This is a genomic window from Chryseobacterium paridis, assembly GCF_016595215.1.
In the GTDB taxonomy this organism is placed as follows: Bacteria; Bacteroidota; Bacteroidia; order Flavobacteriales; family Weeksellaceae; genus Chryseobacterium; species Chryseobacterium paridis.
On sequence record NZ_JAENHK010000010.1, the window covers coordinates 1,481,943 to 1,503,394 of the forward strand.

Genomic DNA, 21,452 nt, shown 5'->3' on the forward strand with positions numbered 1-21,452 from the left:
TCCATGGAAATATTCAAAAAACTCCGCAATTTGTCAAAAAGACTCCTCATTGATCAAAACATGATAAATGTCATTTAATTACAACAATAGAAAGCATAAATAATACTATTTGTTTCTATCCATTATAAAATGATCAAAATATTGCAAAAAGACATCAAAACAAATAATGCTCTTAGGAATTTTAATACAAATCGGTTCTTTTATAAATGAGTGGAGATATTCCGGTTTGTTTCTTAAAAAACTTACTGAAAGATGCCTGATCAGAAAAACTAAGCTGTGCTGCCACTTCATTAACATTAGCACTGGAATTTTTTAACAACAGTCTTGCCTCGACACCCAGTACTTGATGGATAATATCTCTTGGGGACTTATACATTGTTTTATTGATCACTTTGGTCAGGTATTTACGGCTGATACAGAGCTTATCTGCATAAAACTGAACATTATGCTCTTCTTTGAAATGTTCCCGTACCAGAATAAAAAAGCTTGTTGTAATCTCATCTTCCCGGTAAGTAACAGGATTGCCTTTTTCAGTTTTTTTAAAGTAATTATCCACTTCATATACGACCAGGGAGAAATGATGCCAGATCATTTCTTTATAATAATAATCTTCTTTTTCTGTATTGTTTAAAACTTTAAGCTCATCCAAGTGAAATTCTAATCTACGAAATAAATCAGGCTCATTTTTAATGACATTGGCAGGATCTTCGGAAAGACTCCTCAATACATCATTTGATTTGTAATTAAATCCTGCATTGGAAATAAAATCAACCGAAAAGAAAATATACTTTCCAATATAATCTTCAGAAATTTCTTCTATTAAAAATGTTTCTGCCATTGGACAGAATACCACATCCCCTTTTGAAGAATGGTAACTTTTTTCATCAATCTTAAAATTAACACCTCCCCTTTGTATGAGAATCATACAGAAATATTCCGACCGGTGAGGAACATTAAGTTTAATAGAATAGTTGGTACTATCGATCGTCATGACCACGAATTCCTTGATCCGAAGATCAAATTCAACCTCCTTCAGAAGCTCTTCAAAGGTAAAGTTTTCAATGTACTCTGTGGAAATCTTATCGCTTTTACGTGGCATTTTGAAATGGAATAATACACGAAATTAAGGAATAATCTTTATTTGTTAGTGGCAGGTTACTAGTTTCTGGTTTTCTGGTTGCCAGTTTCAAGTTCTTGTTTTTCAGGTCTAGCAACTTGCAACTAATAACTAGCTTTTAATCTCCAATACCAATCGACAAAAATACTACAATATCAAAAACTATATCTATCTTTATCCTTTTAATGCGGGGTATCTCATGAAAACAGTTGTCACCTTTCTTTTTGCTTTTTTTCTTCTTATGTCAAATCTTTTGACCGCTCAACAAAAACAATATATTTTCTTTCTGCATAATAAATTTCTCGAAGGTCATTCATTGACAGAAAAGCATCCGCAATATGGTATTGCGGAATATACTCCGATCCTGAATAAGCTGAAAGGTAAAAACGCCGTAATAATTTCAGAAAAAAGACCTGATCAGACAGATCCTGAAGTCTATGCCCTAAAGGTCATTGCTCAGATTGATAGTCTACAGCGCAAAGGAGTTTCTTCCCATAGCATCAGCATAGTCGGCACATCACAAGGCGGCTATATCGCCCAATATGTTTCTTATCACGCTAAAAATCCAGATTTGAAATTTGTGATCATCGGTTCGAGTTTCAAAGATGATTCTTTAAATAAAGATGCTGATTTCAAATTGTACGGTAATATACTTTCTATCACGGAAAAATCTGATGAAGGACATGTTCCGCTATCTTCCCAGAAAAGATTACAAAACTCAAAATTAAAAACATTCAAAGAAATAGAATTGAACACTGGAATGAAGCATGGTTTTTTATTTAAAGCATTGGACATATGGCTCAATCCTACCAAAGATTGGATTTATAAGAAGTTTTGAGTGGGATTCGAGTTCCGAGGTTCGGGGTGAGAGATTCGAGGTACGGGTTGCGAGGTACGCGTTACGAGGTTCGCGGTTCAATATAAGAATTACCAGATAGCAAGATTACGTCATATCTACCAACAAACAAAAACTCATAACTCTCCACTTTCAACTTTCAACTTTCCATTTTCAACTTTAAATTCTCAACTCTCCACAAATTTTCTCGTTGCCGCCCTCATCCCAAAGAAAAACATAAAAATCACGGAAATTCCAAGAAAGGCAAATGAGTATTTCCATGACGTATCCCAATCGTGCAGCTTTCCAAAAATGGCAGGTCCGAATGCGGCTATCAAATATCCTACTGACTGAGCCATTCCCGATATTTTAATTGCATTGGCACTTGATTGTGTTCGCAAAGAGAAAAATAAGATCGATAAACTGAAAGATAAACCATTCGATAAACCTAATAAAATTGCAGTTGCATAGATCCATTGTGACTTCAGCAATGCAAACATCACAATACTCGCGAACATCAGGATGCACAGGAAGACGATCATTACCCTTTGGTCTTTCATTTTATTGGCAATGATAGGCCCCACGAAAGTGATCGGAATCATGGAAATCTGAATCACAAACAATACCCAACCCGGAGCATTTCCATTCATTCCATAATCATTGAGAACAGCAGGCAGCCATGAAATTAAAGAGTAATATACCAGAGACTGTAATCCCATAAAAATGCTGATATTCCATGCCTGAGCAGATTTAAACATATTAAAATCTGACTTTGCCATCGAGTTATTGGTCTGTCGACTGTTGTTTTTATTCAGTAACAATTCCAAAACCACAACCAATAGTGCTAGAAGCGCAATTACAAGCCATATTCCAAGGGAACCTCGCCATCCATAACCTGTCCACTCTCCCAAGCTCACACTATATCCTGAAGCTAAAGCAGCGGTAAGGTTCATGGCCACTGCAAAAATACCGGTCATTAACCCAATTTGTTTGGGGAAATTGTTTTTGATATATCCGGGAGTAATTACATTCCCTACACAGATTCCTAAACCGATAAATATAGATCCTGTAAACAGGGTCCAAACTGACCCGAATACCCTTAAGAATAGTCCAAAACTCAGAATAACCAATGCATACAATAAAAACCTATTGATGCTGAACCGATGTGAAAACCTACTTACCAATACGGAGCAACTCGCAAACATCAGCAAGGGTATTGAAGTCAGCAAGCTGCTTTGAAAATTATCCAGATGTAAAGACTGACTGATCTGGTTCAGTACTGGTCCTACAGAAGTAATCGGTGAACGAAGGTTACTCGATACCAGAATCACAACCAATACATTGATCAACAACAGAATATATGATGCCTCTTTTCTCGTTTCGTTTTTCATAATAGAGATAAAAAATTGTTACAGCAAAATTACCTATGTTATTTTACATACATTTGCCATAATATTAATCTAAAACGACATGGGTAATCCAAAAAAAATCCTGAATATGGATGAAGTTAACAAACCCTATTTTGTATGGTTTGAAGACAACTGGAGACATGATGACGTTCTTCATCTTCATGAGAAAAAGGGACAGCTTGTGTATGTGGAAAGCGGATTTCAATATTTGACAGTAGAAGGGAAAATGTATCTTTTACCCCAAAACCATGCAGCCTGGATTCCACCCCACGCTTTGCATAAAACCAATTCCCATTCTGAAAGGATCCGCCTCATGATCATGTTTTTTAATGTCGATACAGAAGATACCTTTTATCATCAGATTCATGTATTTTCAGTACCTCCGGTATTGAAAGAAATGATCAGATATGCTGAGAAATGGTCGATGAATACTACCGAAAACAATGATGAAAATATATTTTTAAAAGCATTATATAACGAACTCCCCAATTTTGTTGCCGATTCTATTCAGCTGCATATCAGCCTTCCACAAGACAAGAGATTGACCCAGGCAATCAATTATCTGAACACCCATTATAATGAAGATCTTAAAATGGAAGATCTAAGTGATATCGCCTCACTATCCCTCCGTTCACTAGAAAGAATTTTTAAAAAAGAAACCGGACTTACCCTGATCAAATATCAGCAGATGCTAAGAATCATCAAAAGCCTGGAGTTATTAAGTGCCAATGAATGGACTATTTCTGAAATCGCCTTTCAGGTTGGATACAAAAGCCTGCAAGCTTATACCAACAGTTTTCAGTCGGTCATGCAATACAGGCCCAGTGATTTTGTAAAAAGTTTATGATCAGACTTCTCCTTTAGAAATCCATTTCTCAATTTTTGGCGCTTCGTAATTCTTCATTTTGGTTAAAAGAGAATCAATATTGTCATCCACAATCAGCATCTTTTGATTGACTGCTTTCAGAAAACCTTTATCAACCATAGTCTGAGCCATCTGCAATAAATCATTGTAGAACCCATTAACATTAAGAACAGCAATTGGTTTTTGATGTAAGCCAAGATGTGCCCAAGTCATCATTTCAAAAAGTTCTTCCAATGTTCCATATCCTCCCGGCAGAGCAATAACTCCATCGGATAACTCATTCATTTTCGTTTTACGTTCATGCATGGTTTCTACCAGGATCAGATCGCTTAGCCCAAGGTGGGCAATTTCTTTCCCCTCCAGAAAATGAGGAAGTACTCCAATCGCTTCACCCTTATTCTCCATTACTCCATTAGCAACCGTTCCCATCAATCCACTGATCGCACCACCATATACCAAACCTATCTGCTCTTCAGCAAGCTTCTTTCCTAAAGCATAAGCCTGCTCTTCATAAATGGATTCATTTCCAAAGCTTGATCCACAAAATACGGTTAGTCTTTTTATCATGATTTTTTCTTTTTAAATAATTAATACCTCTGAGAACATCTCTTACAAAACAGCAATCTGCTCTCTTTTTACTTTCAGTTCTTTGATGATCAAATATACCAAGATTCCGATAGCACATAATGCATACCCTGCCAAAATAATGATACTCAAACTTCCAACTGCCAGATCCGAAGGAAACAGCTGCCCCATCAAAGTCATAAATGACAGACCGATTCCAGCTCCCAGAAAGTAGTTGGTACTTGTTAAGCTTGAAGCTACCCCATAGTGTGACGCATCCACATCCCTGATTCCCAGAATCGACAGACTTGTAAAACAGAAAGTCATTCCAATCCCTGAAATACATGCTGCTCCTAATAGTACAATGGTTAATGGATGACCTAGGTAAATCGATATGAGCAGAGATAAAGCTCCTGCAAGCATAAAAACCCAACCAAAAATTCCCATTTGTGCAGGATTCAGTTTTTTGGAAACAGCAGGTAGTACAAATTTAGCAACTAAAGCAGACATGACACTGAAAGGAACCAACATCAATCCTGCTGAAGCAGCACTGTGTCCCATATCTTTCTGAAGCATTAACGAGATCAGGAATAAAAATCCTATGAAAAATGCACCTAATGCAAAAAATGCAATATTTGAAGTCATGAGTGATCTGTACTTAAAGAGTTTAAGATCAATCAATGGCTGTGATACGGTTTTTAAACGATAAACTACACTTCCTAAGAGTATAATCGCAACGACAATTGATCCTATGACTAAGAAAGGTTGTTCCATAATCTGAATCAGTTCGTGTGCTCCATAGGTCAGGCTCAAAAGTCCTAAAACCAATAATATTCCTGAAACAGCATCTGTCTTCTGTGTATTTTCAGATTTCTCATCCGCAGGTAAATACTGGTATGCAAAAATAAGCGTTAACAAAAGGATGGGTACATTGATCAGGAACACCCAATGCCAGCTTAGATAAGTACTGATGATTCCCCCTATCGACAATCCACTTCCTGATCCGATTGCAGCAAAAGAGCTGAAAACACCTAGTGCTTTATTCCGTTCATGATTCTCAGTAAAAGTATTGGTAACGATAGACAATGCAGAAGGCATAATAAATGCAGCCCCAAGTCCCTGCAATGCTCTGAATATAGCCAGCATTTCAAAATTGGTTGATAACCCAGCTCCTAATGATGTCAGCATAAAGATAAGCGCTCCTAATAAGAACATTTTTTTACGCCCGATCTGATCAGATAACTTTCCTCCGATGATCAGAAAACCACCAAAGAATAAAACATACAACGTCTGAAGCCACTGAACGGTTTCCGCACCAATATTGAATTGTTTCTGAATAGCAGGAATTGTCAGGTTAATAATAGCAATGTCCAAAGCCTCAACAAATGTTCCGATTGATGCCAGTATTAATATTAAATTCTTTCTTGTTCCCATACCATTCAAATTTCCTGCAAAATTAAAATTATTAGAACATATGTGAAAATTTAACTTTAAATTTGGAACACAAATAATATTATAAAACATAAAAAAGAACAAATATACTTTTAAGTTAGTTTTAAAATAAAAAAACAGAACAAATGCCAACCGAAAATTATAATCTTGACGAAAAAGACCTTTCTATCTTACGCCTACTGCAAAAAGATGCCAAGCTAAGTGTAAGGGATATTTCCACACGCATCAATCTGAGCCCGACACCAACCCATGAACGTATAAAAAGAATGGAAAAGTCAGGAATCATTAAAGAATATACTGCTGTTCTAGACCGGAAGAAAGTCAATAAGGGAATGATGGTGGTTTGCATGATTGCTCTGAACGCTCACAATAAGAAAATGGCAACAAAATTCATTGAACAGGTCAGCAAATTAAAAGAGGTCGTGGAGTTTTATAATATCAGCGGTGATTTTGATTTCATGCTAAAAATCCTGGCGCCCAATATGGATGAGTTTCACGATTTTTTTGTGAATAAACTTTCGGAGATTGAAGGTATTGGGCAGACGAAAAGTATTTTTGTGATGAATAGTATTAAAGAGAGTACTCAGATTCTTTAGAATTGGTTAAACGCGAAGGCGCTAATTTTTTTAAAGTATTGCGTTTTTAAGGCGCTAGGATTTTTATCAAAGATAAAAATTTAAAAATCTGCGGAATCTGCAGAATCTGCGAGAAAAAAATAACCATAAACCTATGTGTAAATCTGAGGAATCTGTGGGAAAAAATTAATCACAAACCGAAGGTTCGACGGAATCAAAAAGTCACATAAGCTTTTAAACATCTTGCAATTGCGACCGAATGGTGCTTGTGCTGAGCCTGTCGAAGTAAAGCAATCTCAATTTACAGCATTAATTACAAAACTTTAACACTTAAGCTTTTTTAAGTTAATACAAGCTGCACAAGAAGTACACTTAAGCTTAAAAAAATCTTTGATTTTTATATCCACAAGCTTAATAAGCGAAGCTCCTTCTTTGCTATCTTAATTTATACTGTATCATCATCAATCTTTGCATTAAACAAAAGGATAATAGTTAAACTCAAAGACGCTAAATTTTTATAAGTATTACGTTTTTAAGGCGCTAAGTTTTTATCAAAGATAAAAATTCAAAAATCTGCGCTATCTGCCGAATCTGCGAGAGACCTTACATTATCATTGACATTGGTTACATCTGATACTCTATCCAAAATAAAAAAAGAAAGAAATCCAAACAAGCAAGTAAACAGCAGATCCCCCTTCGTCGGAATGACAACAACATTAGAAATCAATTATAAGTATAGAAAAAACATGGTTTCGTATAAAAACCAATTGATAATTGATCACCTCCTATTACTTTAGCATCATCAAAAAGTTTTCATAAGTCAATTCATGAAGTAGAATATCTGGCTCATCGTCATCAAAAAAGGTACAATCAAGTAGGTCAAAATATTTGATTAAATAACAATACTCATCCATTCATGTCATTTCTGAGGATGATGAATGAGTCAGATTTCTATTCAATTCTTCTTATCTTTAGGTCATAAAAATATAGTTAAACGCAAAGGCGTAAAAAGTTGTTAGTGTATTGTGTTTCTAAAGCAGCCTTGCCATTACGAACGAATGGTGCTTGTGCTGAGCCTGTTGAAGTAAAGCAATCTCGCCTTACAGCAAAAATTTTAACACTTAAGCTTCTTTAAGTTAATACAAGCTGTACAAGGAGTACACTTAAGCTCTTTAAAATCAAAGATTTTTATATCCACAAGCTTAATAAGCGAAGCTCATCTTTGCTATCTTAATTTATACTGTATCATCATCAATCTTTGCGTTAAACAAAAGGATAATAGTTAAACGCAAAGACACTAATTTTTTATAAGTATAACGTTTTTAAGGCGCTAAGATTTTTATCAAAGATAAAAATTCAAAAATCTGCGAAATCCGCATAATCTGCGAGAAAAAAATAAACATAAACCTCTGTACAAATCTGTGCAATCTGTGGGAAAAAATCAATCACAAACCGAAGATCCGACATAGTCACAAGTCCCTAAAACATTATCAATGCAGCAAATAAGATTGTGCAGAGTACGTCGAAATAAAGCCATTTCAACCCACAACAGCAGTTTTAATCAAATTTATGCTTTACATGTAATTGAGAATAACTAAATTCAGGTTATCAATTAAAAACATTTGCTATGCCCTGGAATCCCGACGTCTACAATCAATTTAAAAATATCCGGTTCAAACCTTTTTTTGATCTTTCTGATCTGATCATTGAAGAACCCTCTATGAAGGCAATCGACTTGGGTTGCGGAACAGGAGAACAAACTGCTATCCTTACAGAAAAATTCCCACAGGCTGAGTTTATCGGAATCGATTCTTCTCCGGAAATGCTTGAAAAATCAAAAGCATTGGAGAATGAACGCCTTCATTTCAGAATGGCTACCACAGAGGAAATGCTTAATAACGATGAAAACTGGGATCTTATTTTCAGTAATGCAGCTTTACAATGGTCTGATGATCATCCCAAACTATTTCCTCAACTGATTTCAAAACTCAAAACAAATGGGCAGTTGGCCATCCAAATGCCTTACCAACCTGGAAATACACTGAATATAATCTTATCCGGTCTTGCTGAGGAAGAACCATTTAAAAGTTATTTAAAAGGATGGAACCGACCTTCTGCAGTTCTTACCATAGATGAATATGCTCAGATTTTATTTGAAAATGGAATTGAGGAATTAAATCTATCACAAAAAGTATATCCTATCATCGCCGAAGATCATGACACTTTATTCAATTTCATATCCGGTTCTGCATTAATTCCTTATCTCGAAAGGCTCAATGAAGGTCAACAAAAAGAGTTTACTACAGAATTTAAAAACCGCATTGCAGCCAACTATCCTAAACTCCCGGCTATTTATGCATTTAAGAGAATTCTAATGTATGGAAGAAAAAAATAAAGATCTTCGCTTAAGGAAGGTAACTTCTGCAGACTTAATGAAGATCATAGAAATGCTTGCAGATGACGTGTTAGGACAAAGCCGGGAAGAGGTTTCCGATCCTCTGGATGAACGTTATGTCAAAGCTTTTAAAGCCATTGAACAGGATCCCAACCAGGATTTATTGGTCATGGTCAATGACAATGATCAGATCCTTGGAACTTTACAGCTTACCTACCTGCAATACCTGAATCATAAAGGCAGTAAACGTGCATTAGTAGAATCAGTACGGATCCATTCTTCTGTGCGCGGTCAAGGACTGGGCGAAAAGATGTTTCAGCTTGCCATTATACGAGCCAAGGAAAATGGAGCTGATACGATACAGCTGACTTCAGACAAAACCAGGACTGAAGCATTAAAATTTTATCAAAAACTTGGATTTACAGCATCCCATGAAGGGTTTAAAATGAAAATTTAACAAAAAAATACAGCTCTTAAGTTACTGTATATATGTCGGATACATTTCATTTAAAAATTAATTGATCCCAAAAGACAAAAATTAATTAAAATGCATGCAAGATTTTCATTTTAATGGATTTAAGATATAAAGAAACTAATGTTAAACTGCAAACTGGCTTTGGTACAGGCTTTGGACAACAGAAAATATTACAATAAAAAAGGGCTAAAAACCAAAATCAACAACAAATAATTACTACAATGAAAAAAATACTAGCATTAGCAATTTTAACATTAGGCATATTTAATATGACAAGTTGTACTGCAAAGCAATCAGCTCAATCAGAAGATAAGGGAAAAGATATGACCATTGAAGCAAGTGGAAAAATAACAAAGATTGAAAACGGAAAAGATGGCTATATGGCCACGATTCAGGATGCCAACGGAAAAGAATATGTTACAACCATCAGTTTCATTAATCTTCAGAAAAGTGGGAGCACTTTCAAACGTTATGAAGTAGGTGATTCCATTTATGTAAAAGGGCCTTCATGGAAAGATGAGCAAGGGAAGGTTTACATCAAAGCTGAGCAACTTAAGCAATAAAAAACCATTTTTTTAATAATTCTCTATCCTTGATATCCTTCAAAAAATATTTGAAGGATATTTTTTTGAGATCAGTGAAAAATCTTACCATGATAGTATCAAATGATACTATTAAAGATTAAAGTATACAAGACGTACAAATTACTGTATTAAGATCAATTCATTTCAAAATAGTATATGAACTCTGATACGGTCATGAATTGATGAATATTTAGATCTTATAAATAAAAACTATAGATATTAAATATAATTCCAAACTCCCGCTCCCCACTAAGTTTCTCATAACCAAGCATTCTTACAATATCCCAAATCAGTGAGTAAATATCATTTAACTCATAATATTTCATAACTTAGTGATAACTAATCAACCATTAAAACTCAAAACTATGAGAACATCACTATTATGCATGAAAAATAGCATAGCAGCGGCTATGGTATTTTTAACGGGCATGGCTAATGCTCAACAATGGCTGGTCAATGGAAACCCCGGGATCACTCCCAACAATTATGTAGGTACTGTAGACGGCAGAATTCTTTACATGAGAACGAACGGCGCTACTTCCAACCCCAATCAGGCTCTTTTGAATGAATTCGGTTCATTTATCGTCGAGACAACGAATAATTCTAATGCTTCCAAAGCAAAAGGAAGCATCATTGCCGGAGTATCCAATACATTGGGAGGTCAGGCTGCAAGCTCTATTGTTGGCGGATGGACCAACAACCTGAATAATGCCGGAGGAGCCAATATGGTGGCCGGGCAGGACAATGCAGTATTGAACAATGCCAGCAAATCAGTAGCATTGGGGTGGAAAAATATCATCCGAAACCATAATGAGTTTGCATTAGGAGTAGGTATCGACCTTACTGAAGAATATTCCGGAGGATTTGGTATTGACCTGGCAGCTACCGGAAACCGTTCATTTGTGATCGGAGCCGGAGGTGGAGGAGCTAAGCTTACCAATACGATTCCTTATTCAATCATGATGGGAATGTCTGGTACTTCAACCATGTTGATCAAAGACCAAAGTGTAGGAGTTCGTACGAATGCCCCTACAGCTAATTTCCATACCGTTGGAACCGTTCGGCATCAGGACCTGCCCGTAGGAAGCGGGCGAGCTTTAGTAGTGGATTCTAATGGCAATGTAATGGTATCCAGCTCCATATTATCCAAAACGGCCCCTTCAGATGAAACTGTACAAAAACTGGAAGACCGTATCAAAACTCTTGAAAATACAGTTGAAGAACTGAAACAACTTCTTTTAAACAAAAATACGGTTACTGACATCTCTTTATCGGATGTCCCTACTCTGGGGCAAAACGTTCCTAATCCGACAAAAAATGAAACAAACATCCGTTATTATCTTCCAAAAGATATAAAAACAGCGTCGCTTGAAATTTATAGCATCTCCGGTCAATTGGTAAAATCAGTTCCTCTACGCGAGAAAGGAAATGGTACTATCAGAATTTCAGGCTCTGATCTTCAATCCGGCACTTATGTATACAAAATGGTGGCTGATGGAAAAGTGACTGATGCTAAAAAACTAATCATGCAGGATTAAATTCTTGATATATTTTTTTCAAAAAAGTGGCCGCTAAGATTATTTCTTCAGCGGCTTTTTTTATCATTTTACATTTTTCAGATTCTCTTCAAAATACCTCCGTATGGCATTACTTACATATTTGTCATTATCTATAAAGTGATCTTTACCTGGAAGTAAGATGAGGTCATAGGTCTTTCCAGCTTTGGTCAATGCATCGATCATTCTTATCGTCGTGGAAAGTGGTGCATTGACATCGCTTGTTCCATGGATAAACAGTAACTTCCCTTTCAGGTTTCCGGCATGATTGGTATTCGTTCCCCATTCATACCCTTTCTTATTATCTTCCGGTAATCCCATATAAGGCTCATTGATTTCAGCTCCTTCCGTTAGCTCACCCTGTGCTGACGCAATGCCTACGCGATACACATCAGGTGCCATCAGCATAGCACGAACCGCAAAATATCCACCCCAGGAATGCCCATAAATACCAACACGTTTCATATCCATAAACGGGTATTTTTCTCCGAGCTGTTTTAGGATTGCCTTACGGTCAGCGATTTCATATGTCCCTATATTTCCATAAATGGTATCCTGAAACGCCTTGCTTCTCTCGACGGTTCCCCTGGTGTCCATGATGATCGTGATATAACCTAGCTGCGCCAATGCCTGTGCCATGGCATTAGGTGCAGAATTAGGTCCAAACCCATAAGGTACCACATTCATAAATGGTCCGGCATAAATAAATTCAATCACCGGATATTTTTTTGTCGGATCGAAATCATAGGGCTTGTACATAATTCCATACACATCCGTGGTTCCGTCAGCAGCTTTAGCAATGAAGCCTTCCGGAGGATGAAATCCAATTTTTTGTAACCTACTGATATCTGACGTTTTCAGGAGTTGTATTAATTTTCCATCAGTCGTTCGCAATTCAACCGACTGAGGCTGCTTCATACTTGAGTATGTATCCAGAAAATATTGACCCGAAGGTGAGAATTGAGAATAGGTATGTATTCCTTCTGCTGAGGTGATTTTCTTAAAGTCCTTTCCTTTCAGATCAACCCTGTATATATTTGTTGAATACAGATTTTTTTCTGCATTAGCTGTGAAGTAAACCCAACCTTTAGCTTCATCCACACGAATCACTCCCGTAACAGGAAAATCTCCTGATGTCAACCTTCGAATCAACTTTCCATTCATATCATAAAGATAGAGATGTCGCCAACCATCCCTTTCAGACAGCCAGATAAATCTGTTATTGTCTTTTAATAACCTGAATTGCCTTTTCCAGACATCAATGATAAAATCCAATCCAGCGACAAAAGTTTTGCTGTCTTCTGTCAGAATTACCCTACTCACTCCCGTATCGGGATTCGCAGCCAGCAATTCCAGTTTTTTCCCAAGCCGGTCTACGCGCATAAAAAGCACCTCTGAGTCATCCTGTCTCCATCCTATCGGGAACACATATTGTTGGGCATTTGAACCAACATCCATTGTAATTGTTTTCCCGGAAGCGACATCCAATACATATAGCTCAGGTGTTTCAATAACTCCCCCGGTTTTAGCATACACGCTATACTTTACTTTCTCTTCAGGTGTCGAATAATCCACTACAGGAATATGATGAACTTTTCTTCCATCAGGTCTTTTGACCAAAAGTTTCTTTCCGTCCTTCGACCAACATCCATCTGTGACATTCCATGGATAATCATCTGCACCATCTTGAGTAAGAGGTGTGGCTTTTTGAGTAATCCTATCGACCAGTTCTATGTTATTATCTTTTGTAACAACAAACGTATGTTTATCGGGAGAAAGAACACCCAAAAATGGTAATGGAGCTTCTTCTTTTCCTTCAATCTGAAGGATCTGATAATCTTTTAAACTTAGCCGGAATTTCTTATTTTCAACAAAAAACTCTACTGCATTTTTATCTTCAAAAAAAGTAAAATCACTAAATGGAATTCCTTTAGCCGCCGGTTCCTTTTCAAGCAATGGTCTTAGCACTTTCATTAAACGATCTTTGTTAAAAAATACCCGTTTTACATTATGCTTTGGATCTACCTCATAGATTACAGTATTTTCAGGAGTTCCCTCGGCAAACCAAAAACGACTTCCATCTGCGTACCAATGAGGTCTGACATAAGCATTCCGAATCAGGCTTCTAAAATTCAGATAGCTTTCATATCGCCCTTTACTGGTCATCGTATCGCTGATCTGCCCATCAACAAAAGAGGTCATAAAGGTCATCATCACGCTTATTTTTAAAATGAAATGTTTGCAATAGACTTTCATGGTATTGGTTTTTAGGTCTAAAAAAATTGGGATAGAAAATAGGTTCAGAGGTGTTAGCTTCTGCAGTTAGCAGTAATCTTATTAACCAGCTTTCTCAGCAGTTCAATCTCTTCTTCAGAAATCCCTTCAATTGCAGTCTTTCTGTTGATATCAACAATCGGTTGAATATCGGATAAAATAGTTTGCCCTTCTTTCGTTACATTAAGATTGAATCTCCGTCTATCCTCTTCAAAAGAATCTCTTTTTAAAAAATTTCTCTTGACTAAAAGCTCAATGATACGAGTAACCGAAGCATGATCTTTAAAAGCTCTTCTGGCAATCTCTTTTTGAGCAATCCCAGGATTTTCGTTAATAATACTCAGAATTAATCCCTGATCGATCGTAATATCAAAACCTTTATCGTTGATCTGTTTCTGGGCAAACTGACGGTAAGATTTAATAGATTCTTCGATGCTGTAGAAAATAGTTTGTTCTGGTTTTGCCATGATAAAAATTTTAATTGATATACATATAATTGATATATCAAATATATAAATAAATTTAATTTCCAAAACTTTATCACCAAAAAATTAATATTAAAAATTTTCGTCTTCAATAAACTTCATGGATCAAGCCAGCCTTTGTGCTTTAAGAATCTGTATAATCTGCAAAATCTGCGTGATTGAATATGTAAACTGTAAAATCTTTAACGCAAAGGTTTATTAATAATGCAGCTGATTTTAAGGAGCAAAGAAGGATCAACAAGTTGATCTGATGAAGCATGCAGCTTTGCGCAGCAGGTTGATCTGTCTTTGCTATCTGAAACGGAATGGATACTTAAAATCCTTTGCGTTAAAAAAAATAATCTCTCGCTGATCTGGCTGATCTCGCAGATGTTTGTGTTTTAGAAATCTGCGCAATCTGCAAAATCTGCGAGATTAAATAAAAAATATCTCATCCTTGAAAAAGGAAGATAAAATTATTGAATATGAATTGACAACAAACATAAAACCCAATTACCAGGAAAAATCGTTTCGAAACTTTTTGATATCATGGTTCACTTGTGGACCATGATATTTTTTTTCTTTTTTCCAGGTGTCTTAACGTTTATCTGATCCCAGTCTATTTTTTTATTCTTTCTTTTTTAACACCGAATGGATGGGTCGCAGTGAAAGTTTTTCAATATTGATATCCCATAGCGGTTTATTATGATTAACAACTACTAATGTTTTACCTTTTATATCAAATTCTTCTACAAAACTATAGTAAAGCTGCCTGGTAATGGTTACAACAGCTTTCCTTTCATTATGCCTCAATATGGCATAAAGAGAATAAAAATCACTATTCTTATGAACACTCATAATGAGAGATAGGATTTGTTCTTTTAAAAAAACTCTTCGTCCTTTCAAAGTCCAGTTAGCCAATCTTTTTACCCTTCCTTTATCAGAAATCAGATATTGTTCTTCAAAATCTGGTATTGGTTTCCACTGCTCACCTGGTAGATCTTTAATAGAGAGATTCATACAGGCAGGCGGATTTTTTTTATCAATTGGTGGCTTACCCAGTTTTTTCCAAAGAGATTGATTCAGTAGTCTATCTGTGGCAGGTTTTGGAGGAACTAAAAAATCCTCTTTTTTTACATGATCACTTTTGAGAAACCATCGGAATCCTCCAGCAGTCAGAAATCTTTTATTGATTACGTCCATAATACTTTCGCAGGCAATACCTAGTGCTTCATCTGCAGAATAAATGCTTTCAAAAGAAGCAATCAAATCTCCTTCAATGCTATATTGGTTTACAGCTTTTTCATAATCAACCCTTACATTTCTCCCTCTATCCTCCAAAAAGACCTTCGTTTGTTTTTCACTGGCAGAAATGGTTTCTAAATTACTGCTATGCAAATGAAATCTATTTCCGTCTTTACAAGAAATGAGGATCTTACGGTCTTTGGTGTCAAACTTTTCAACAAAATGATAATACACCAATCGCGCTACAGCTCTTGCATATTTTTTTCCTTCTGATGATAAAGAGCAATGTATATTATAATGATAACGATTCAAATACTTATTGAATTGCTTGACCAGAATAAGTTTCATGATCATTTCCGGTTCTCTGTTTTCACCTCCGTGAGGCATCTGAGTGATACGCTCCAGACTTTTCAACCGCCCATAGTTTGAGATCATATAGTTTTCAAAACCTTCAATAACCTTCCATTCTTCTCCCGGAAGATCCTTTAAAGACCTATTGCATAAAACTTCATGAAGGTATTCATCCTTTATGTCAAAAGTGTCTTTCATACGCTTGAAATATGGTACAATTTATCAGTTGTTATGTGTGAGATCAACCGAAAATAAGAAATAGAAACTTCACCCACAAAAAAATACAGTCTCATTGTTGAAACAGTATGCTGCATTAATGATCATTTCTGTATATGAAGATCATTTATTTTTCTGATTTGCAAGCTTTTAGAAAACAGAAAATGTTATATTATTTTTTATAAATGTTCAAACCAATTTTCTTACTTCAATCTATTCTTTACTAATTGCATGATTATACAAAAGCTCAGCAATATCTTTATCGGTCAGATCACCATGATCCGAATTTTTGATCTGCTCCAGTACATTGATAAAATAAGGAAAACCAAATAAGCTATAATATCTAATCCCGTCTTTAACAAACTCAAGGCTGCCTTCTGTGGTCTCAATTTCGAAAAATGCTAAGTTGTTGTTTAGCTCTAATGGTTGCTCCATGTAGACTTCAATGGCTTCAGAGGTCTGATCTAATGATTGATTATGGCAAAAGTCTTTATATGTTCCGCCATTGCGGAAGTAGTTGATTAATTCTTGTAAATTCATGTTGTTTTTTTATTTCTCATTTGTACAGAAAATTATTTTATCGTGTTCCAAGTTAGAATGATAATTAAAAATCCTGTCTTCATTTTCCCATCTATTTTCACCAATTAAAAGTCCACCTGCAATGATATGATAAGCTTGCTCCTTTGATTGTAATTGAAATATTTTCATATCATATTTTAATAAATTCCTATCAATATGTGCTGGTAACTCTTGTTCAGTAATTTTCTTAACAAGTACTTGGTCAAGCTTCATTGGAATATCAATATAACTCACTGCCCAAAATTCAAAATCTATATTATATGAGGTTTCTTTTGAGTAGCCTTCTAAATCTGGATATTTCATTTCACTCCTTAAAAGTAAAGAACTATGACTTACCGTATAAGCCCATAATTTGAAAGTTCTGTTGGATGCGTATAATGTTTTCAATGGATAATCTGGATTATTCTTTTCTTTTGTTCTTGCTATCTCAGATGAATTATATCTAAAAAGTTTTAAAAGAGCATCATCAGTATCTCTACAAAAATTTCTTTCATATTCAACTCCTCTTTCCCGAATCACGATATAAATTACTCCATCTTCACCAATATCTACATAAGGAGAAGCATTATCATTAGATTCATTTATCTTAGGAATTAAATGAAAAGGTACATCTCCTATTTTGGAAATAGCTCTAGAAATTTTTTCTTCTAAATCCTTGGTAAGTGCTTCTTTTTTATTCACCCTCTTCATCTTTAGTTATTTTAACTTCCCCATTTTCCATTAAAAATCGATATCCAAAAGGTACTGCTAAGTATTTCAAAATATCAGGACGTTTAAATGCAACATGGTAATAATGAACAGTCATTAAAGACTGAATATTATTATCATAATCATCTGTAATTAGCCACCATCCACACATATCTTGTGGAGATTCATATCGTATCGCTTCAATATCCTTTCCTTCATACACTCCTTTTGATATGACTATACTTTGGCTAAAACTTGGAAATTGTGGAACTACTCCATATTGAAAACATAATTCTGATTGACTTTTAATAATAGAAATAGACAAATCACATCCTTTATGAAAGCCTTCCCCATCAAATTCCACTTCATATAAATCATAATAACTTTCATTTTCTGATTTAAACTGCAATACCCATGAATAATAAGCAATCGTTTGATCTTCAGAAATGGATGGACTCTCAGTCACAATATAGTCGATTATATATTTGATAACAGATACATATTCATCCTCGCCATACTTTCCAATCGATAATCTAATTTCTTTATTGATAAAGGAAACTAATCCATTGGTATAAAAATATTTTTTGTCGGATTTTATGGTTATTTCTTTATATTCTATCATTCATATAATTTTCAAAATGAGCTTTATATCCTCATAAATAGTCCTGAAATGATCTTATTTTTTAATATTGTCTTTTCTTTCTTCCCACAATTCAAAACCTGTTGGAAATGGTTTAAATGGTTCTGCCGGAGGAACCTTATTATTCTGATAATTTCGTAATGAGCCAATATCTAAATCTGAAATCATAAAATTATCAAACTTCCCCCCATGTATTATATGTAAGTCTCTTTTCCAAGATTTCTTATATGGTGCACTTATTTTTACATCACCATATATCTTATTGTTACATAATGCAATGTAACAATGGATATCTAAAGTTGAGGATTTTACTAAATGATGATAAGTTTCAATATCTTGGTTCCATGCCACAATAAATAATGAATCAATTTTCCCCCTTAATGCGGATCTATTATTAATATCTAAAAGATCATTACAAACTAAACCTGAAAAAACAAAATTTTTATGTTTTATGATGAATTTATTATTAAAATCAGGATACAAATTTAAAGCGGCTCTATTATAAAGTTCACTACCTTCATGAATAGCAGGTATTAGTTTAGATTGAAAAAGCCCAATTGATCCTGTCATTGAATCATCTACAGTTAAAGAATAGAATAATTGATTATCAGCTCGATTTTGAATCCTATCTATTTTATATTCTAATCCAGCAATCAAATTTATGTTTATTCTTCCTAGTTTCTCAGCAACTTGTACGTATAAATGGCGTGGCAAGCTTAACTCATGAAATATAACATAGTCAACTTCATGTCTCCTTTTAATAATATCATTTATTATGTTAAAAAACCTATCATTTCTCGTAATATCAGGCTCTGTTAGACTTCGCACATGAGCATCATATGATTGATCTATGGTTTTAAAGTGTGTATTACAAATTCGAGGTAAGATTGTTTTTTTTGTTTCAGGAAACTGAATATAATCATACCCTTTAGGTATATCTACTCCATCTCCTTGTCTAATTTTCAAATTATACTTATGATAGTACTTTTCTGCTAATTTGGTGAATTCTTTATTCTTTTTAACAATACAATTTTTAAAAGAAATTGACAGTTCAAGAAGCGTTATTCTCCTAGTAAAAAAGTAAAATCCCGTATTTGACGAAATTTTATAACAAGTTGTATTTTCATCATGTTTTTCATTTACTAATTTTAATTCTTCATTAACAAAATCAATGATATTTCTATTAAAAAAGGTCTTCGTATAAAGTTTAATTTCCTTTTCATCCAATTTACATTCTAAATTTCTCCTTAAAAAATCATACTTAAAATAACATGTCTTATAAGGAATCATATGCAAATCTGACCGGAAATACCTAATAACATTTTCTTTAAAACTAATTGAAAAAGTAGAAAAGCACTTAACCAGAAATTCATTATCAACATTCGTTATTGAATTACTGTAAATTATATTCTCCTCTATTTTCTTCATTAAGAACATTTTAGCAATACTAAACTGTGTCTTATCTATATTTTTTGAACTGTCAATTTTTTCAAGAACTGTTAGTAATGTAAAATAAAATCTTCGAGATAATTCCTCATCACTACTATGTACTAATAATCCAAAAACTCTAGGCACGTATTTGATTAAGTCTATAAAATTTTTTATTTCAAAAATGTAGTCAAAAGTAACACTTAAGAAGTTATTTAGTCTTTTTTTCCATATTCTATGCTCATAATTTCTTATACTTGTCTCAAAGCTAATTATTTCTCTAACAAATTTATTCCTTTTGATTACCAGGCTACTTGATTTTCTGATTCCAGTAGTTTCATCGCATTTCTCATTAATGCTATAAGATAAATCAATATTATCTATCTTATCATATTCTTGTGTTACAGGTAGTAGATTCCACTCGCTAGAATTCTTATTGATTGCTCTTCTTAGATTATTTAGCTCGACTCTATCTTTTGAATTATTTAATATAAAAACTGATTCTTTCTCTATATTAAACTTAAGATTAAAATCTCTATGCTCATTTTCTTTTAGGTTATTTTCCTTTATCGAAAAATTATCGAGTCTTTTATTTAAGACTTTACTAATGCATAGATCATCAGTTCTTTCATCACCTAGTTCGATTGCTAAGATAATATCGTCAACGTACCTACCATAATATATTGGTTTCAAATTATTTATTATGTCCCTATCAAAGTCTAATAGATATAAATTAGATAATAGTTTACTTGCATTTAAAGTCAAGGGAAGACCAAACTCTGAATAAAGCAGATCATTTTCTTTAAACCATGAATACTTTAGATTATTTTCTTTATTGAAAAAACTAATCATACTAAATAATAGCTCATGAATAAACTTATCAACTCTATTTAACTTAATATTTAATTTTGTTAATAGCTTTTCTGCTTTCTTTTTAAGCAAATCTACTTTAATGGAGTGATAATATTTACTAAAATCTGCTGTAAGCACCAATATATCCTTATTAGCTCTCAAATCTATAGAATCAAATAGGTCATTTTGCCATTTTTGGTAATTAGAAAAATAGGGTTTATATAAAGTATGGTTCTGCTTGTAATATGGAAAGCTTAATGATTTATCTTTTCTCTTTAATCTACATCCATATAGGTTAGAGGGAAAATTTTCATCAAGTTTATAACCTATTCTATTTAACCATAACCCGCCAATAACTTGAAAATAAATAGATACTTCACCCAGAAATCTAAAATCAACATCATCAACATTTATCAAACCTCGATCTATATTACTAATTGTTCCCTTTACCTTTAGTTTAGAATTGGCAGCTTCAGATTTTATACTTTTGAAGACAAAATTGGCCTCTCCAATTAGATCTTTTTGTAAAAAAGATCTAATTGCTTTACTATTTATGTTTTTATAAAGAAAATTTATATTTTTAACTAAGTTTTCCTCAAATGCAACTACCTTCTCGAGGTAATGATAATCTCGCTCATAATAGAGTTCCCTTTTAACCTTTCGGTATGTAAATAGAAGCTCCTCTTTAGTCACTTGATCTGATCCAAAAAAAAATTCTTTAGCCACTATATTATTATATTTTATTGTTATTAGTTTTATTTAGTGCACAGCTTATCAATATAACTTTCGCCTCAACTGAATAAGCCACTTATTTCCAATTACATATATTAAAACACCTATCTTAAGAACACATACTTTTCTTAATACACATATGAATATTTAATTTATT

At 34.2% G+C, this 21,452-nt stretch carries 18 protein-coding genes; 7 read left to right on the forward strand and 11 right to left on the reverse strand.

The window, feature by feature from the left end; translation table 11 throughout:
- Positions 1–181: 181 nt before the first annotated feature.
- On the reverse strand, positions 182–1,099 hold the full coding sequence (locus JHL15_RS16120) for a helix-turn-helix domain-containing protein (protein ID WP_200247377.1): 918 nt from the start codon (positions 1,097–1,099) through the stop codon (positions 182–184).
- Positions 1,100–1,316: 217 nt separating this feature from the next.
- On the opposite strand from JHL15_RS16120, the gene JHL15_RS16125 reads away from it, so the two are divergent.
- Positions 1,317–1,955 carry an alpha/beta hydrolase gene (locus JHL15_RS16125; RefSeq protein WP_200247379.1) on the forward strand — a complete coding sequence of 213 codons (639 nt, stop codon included), beginning with the start codon at positions 1,317–1,319 and terminating at the stop codon, positions 1,953–1,955.
- 185 nt (positions 1,956–2,140) lie between these two features.
- On the opposite strand, the gene JHL15_RS16130 is transcribed toward JHL15_RS16125, so the two are convergent.
- The gene (locus tag JHL15_RS16130) at positions 2,141–3,343 is read right to left on the reverse strand and encodes a CynX/NimT family MFS transporter (RefSeq protein WP_200247381.1); all 1,203 of its coding nucleotides are present in this window, start codon (positions 3,341–3,343) and stop codon (positions 2,141–2,143) included.
- Positions 3,344–3,449: 106 nt separating this feature from the next.
- On the opposite strand from JHL15_RS16130, the gene JHL15_RS16135 reads away from it, so the two are divergent.
- On the forward strand, positions 3,450–4,208 hold the full coding sequence (locus JHL15_RS16135) for an AraC family transcriptional regulator (RefSeq protein ID WP_234047792.1): 759 nt from the start codon (positions 3,450–3,452) through the stop codon (positions 4,206–4,208).
- Here JHL15_RS16135 and JHL15_RS16140 read toward each other — a convergent pair whose 3' ends face one another.
- Together JHL15_RS16140 and JHL15_RS16145 are read right to left on the reverse strand one after the other, a co-directional pair.
- A complete protein-coding gene (locus JHL15_RS16140) occupies positions 4,209–4,793 on the reverse strand; it encodes an LOG family protein (RefSeq protein ID WP_200247386.1) in 585 nt (194 codons plus the stop codon).
- A gap of 42 nt (positions 4,794–4,835) precedes the next feature.
- Positions 4,836–6,224: an MFS transporter gene (locus JHL15_RS16145; protein WP_200247387.1), complete on the reverse strand. Its 1,389-nt coding sequence runs from the start codon at positions 6,222–6,224 to the stop codon at positions 4,836–4,838.
- A 143-nt stretch (positions 6,225–6,367) separates the two neighbouring features.
- Here JHL15_RS16145 and JHL15_RS16150 point away from each other — a divergent pair, with 143 nt between their 5' ends.
- The 5 genes from JHL15_RS16150 to JHL15_RS16170 all read left to right on the forward strand — a co-directional run bounded on the left by JHL15_RS16150 (position 6,368) and on the right by JHL15_RS16170 (position 11,809).
- A complete protein-coding gene (locus tag JHL15_RS16150; protein ID WP_200247389.1) occupies positions 6,368–6,838 on the forward strand; it encodes an Lrp/AsnC family transcriptional regulator in 471 nt (156 codons plus the stop codon).
- Between the two features lie 1,606 nt (positions 6,839–8,444).
- Complete coding sequence (locus JHL15_RS16155; protein ID WP_200247390.1) at positions 8,445–9,212, forward strand: methyltransferase domain-containing protein; 768 nt, start codon at positions 8,445–8,447, stop codon at positions 9,210–9,212.
- The gene (locus tag JHL15_RS16160; RefSeq protein ID WP_200247392.1) at positions 9,196–9,669 is read left to right on the forward strand and encodes a GNAT family N-acetyltransferase; all 474 of its coding nucleotides are present in this window, start codon (positions 9,196–9,198) and stop codon (positions 9,667–9,669) included. The genes JHL15_RS16155 and JHL15_RS16160 overlap by 17 nt, the downstream gene beginning before the upstream one ends.
- A 239-nt stretch (positions 9,670–9,908) precedes the next feature.
- Positions 9,909–10,250 (forward strand): hypothetical protein, encoded by a 342-nt coding sequence (locus JHL15_RS16165; protein ID WP_200247394.1) that lies wholly within the window; start codon positions 9,909–9,911, stop codon positions 10,248–10,250.
- Positions 10,251–10,636: 386 nt separating this feature from the next.
- Positions 10,637–11,809, forward strand: coding sequence for a T9SS type A sorting domain-containing protein (locus JHL15_RS16170; protein WP_200247396.1), 1,173 nt, complete (start codon positions 10,637–10,639; stop codon positions 11,807–11,809).
- 63 nt (positions 11,810–11,872) lie between these two features.
- Here the strand turns inward: JHL15_RS16170 and JHL15_RS16175 are convergent, their stop codons facing one another.
- From JHL15_RS16175 to JHL15_RS16205, 7 genes are all read right to left on the reverse strand, one after another.
- Positions 11,873–14,083, reverse strand: a complete 2,211-nt coding sequence (locus tag JHL15_RS16175) for a S9 family peptidase (RefSeq protein WP_200247397.1) — start codon at positions 14,081–14,083, stop codon at positions 11,873–11,875.
- Positions 14,084–14,136: 53 nt separating this feature from the next.
- Positions 14,137–14,568 carry a MarR family transcriptional regulator gene (locus JHL15_RS16180; protein WP_200247399.1) on the reverse strand — a complete coding sequence of 144 codons (432 nt, stop codon included), beginning with the start codon at positions 14,566–14,568 and terminating at the stop codon, positions 14,137–14,139.
- 624 nt (positions 14,569–15,192) lie between these two features.
- Complete coding sequence (locus JHL15_RS16185) at positions 15,193–16,359, reverse strand: NUMOD4 domain-containing protein (protein ID WP_200247401.1); 1,167 nt, start codon at positions 16,357–16,359, stop codon at positions 15,193–15,195.
- Positions 16,360–16,590: 231 nt separating this feature from the next.
- On the reverse strand, positions 16,591–16,917 hold the full coding sequence (locus JHL15_RS16190) for a hypothetical protein (RefSeq protein WP_200247403.1): 327 nt from the start codon (positions 16,915–16,917) through the stop codon (positions 16,591–16,593).
- A gap of 9 nt (positions 16,918–16,926) precedes the next feature.
- A complete protein-coding gene (locus JHL15_RS16195) occupies positions 16,927–17,637 on the reverse strand; it encodes a hypothetical protein (RefSeq protein ID WP_200247405.1) in 711 nt (236 codons plus the stop codon).
- On the reverse strand, positions 17,630–18,265 hold the full coding sequence (locus tag JHL15_RS16200; RefSeq protein ID WP_200247407.1) for an immunity protein Imm33 domain-containing protein: 636 nt from the start codon (positions 18,263–18,265) through the stop codon (positions 17,630–17,632). Before JHL15_RS16200 ends, JHL15_RS16195 begins: the two co-directional genes overlap by 8 nt.
- A gap of 54 nt (positions 18,266–18,319) precedes the next feature.
- The gene (locus JHL15_RS16205; protein ID WP_200247409.1) at positions 18,320–21,289 is read right to left on the reverse strand and encodes an RNA-dependent RNA polymerase family protein; all 2,970 of its coding nucleotides are present in this window, start codon (positions 21,287–21,289) and stop codon (positions 18,320–18,322) included.
- Positions 21,290–21,452: the final 163 nt, after the last annotated feature.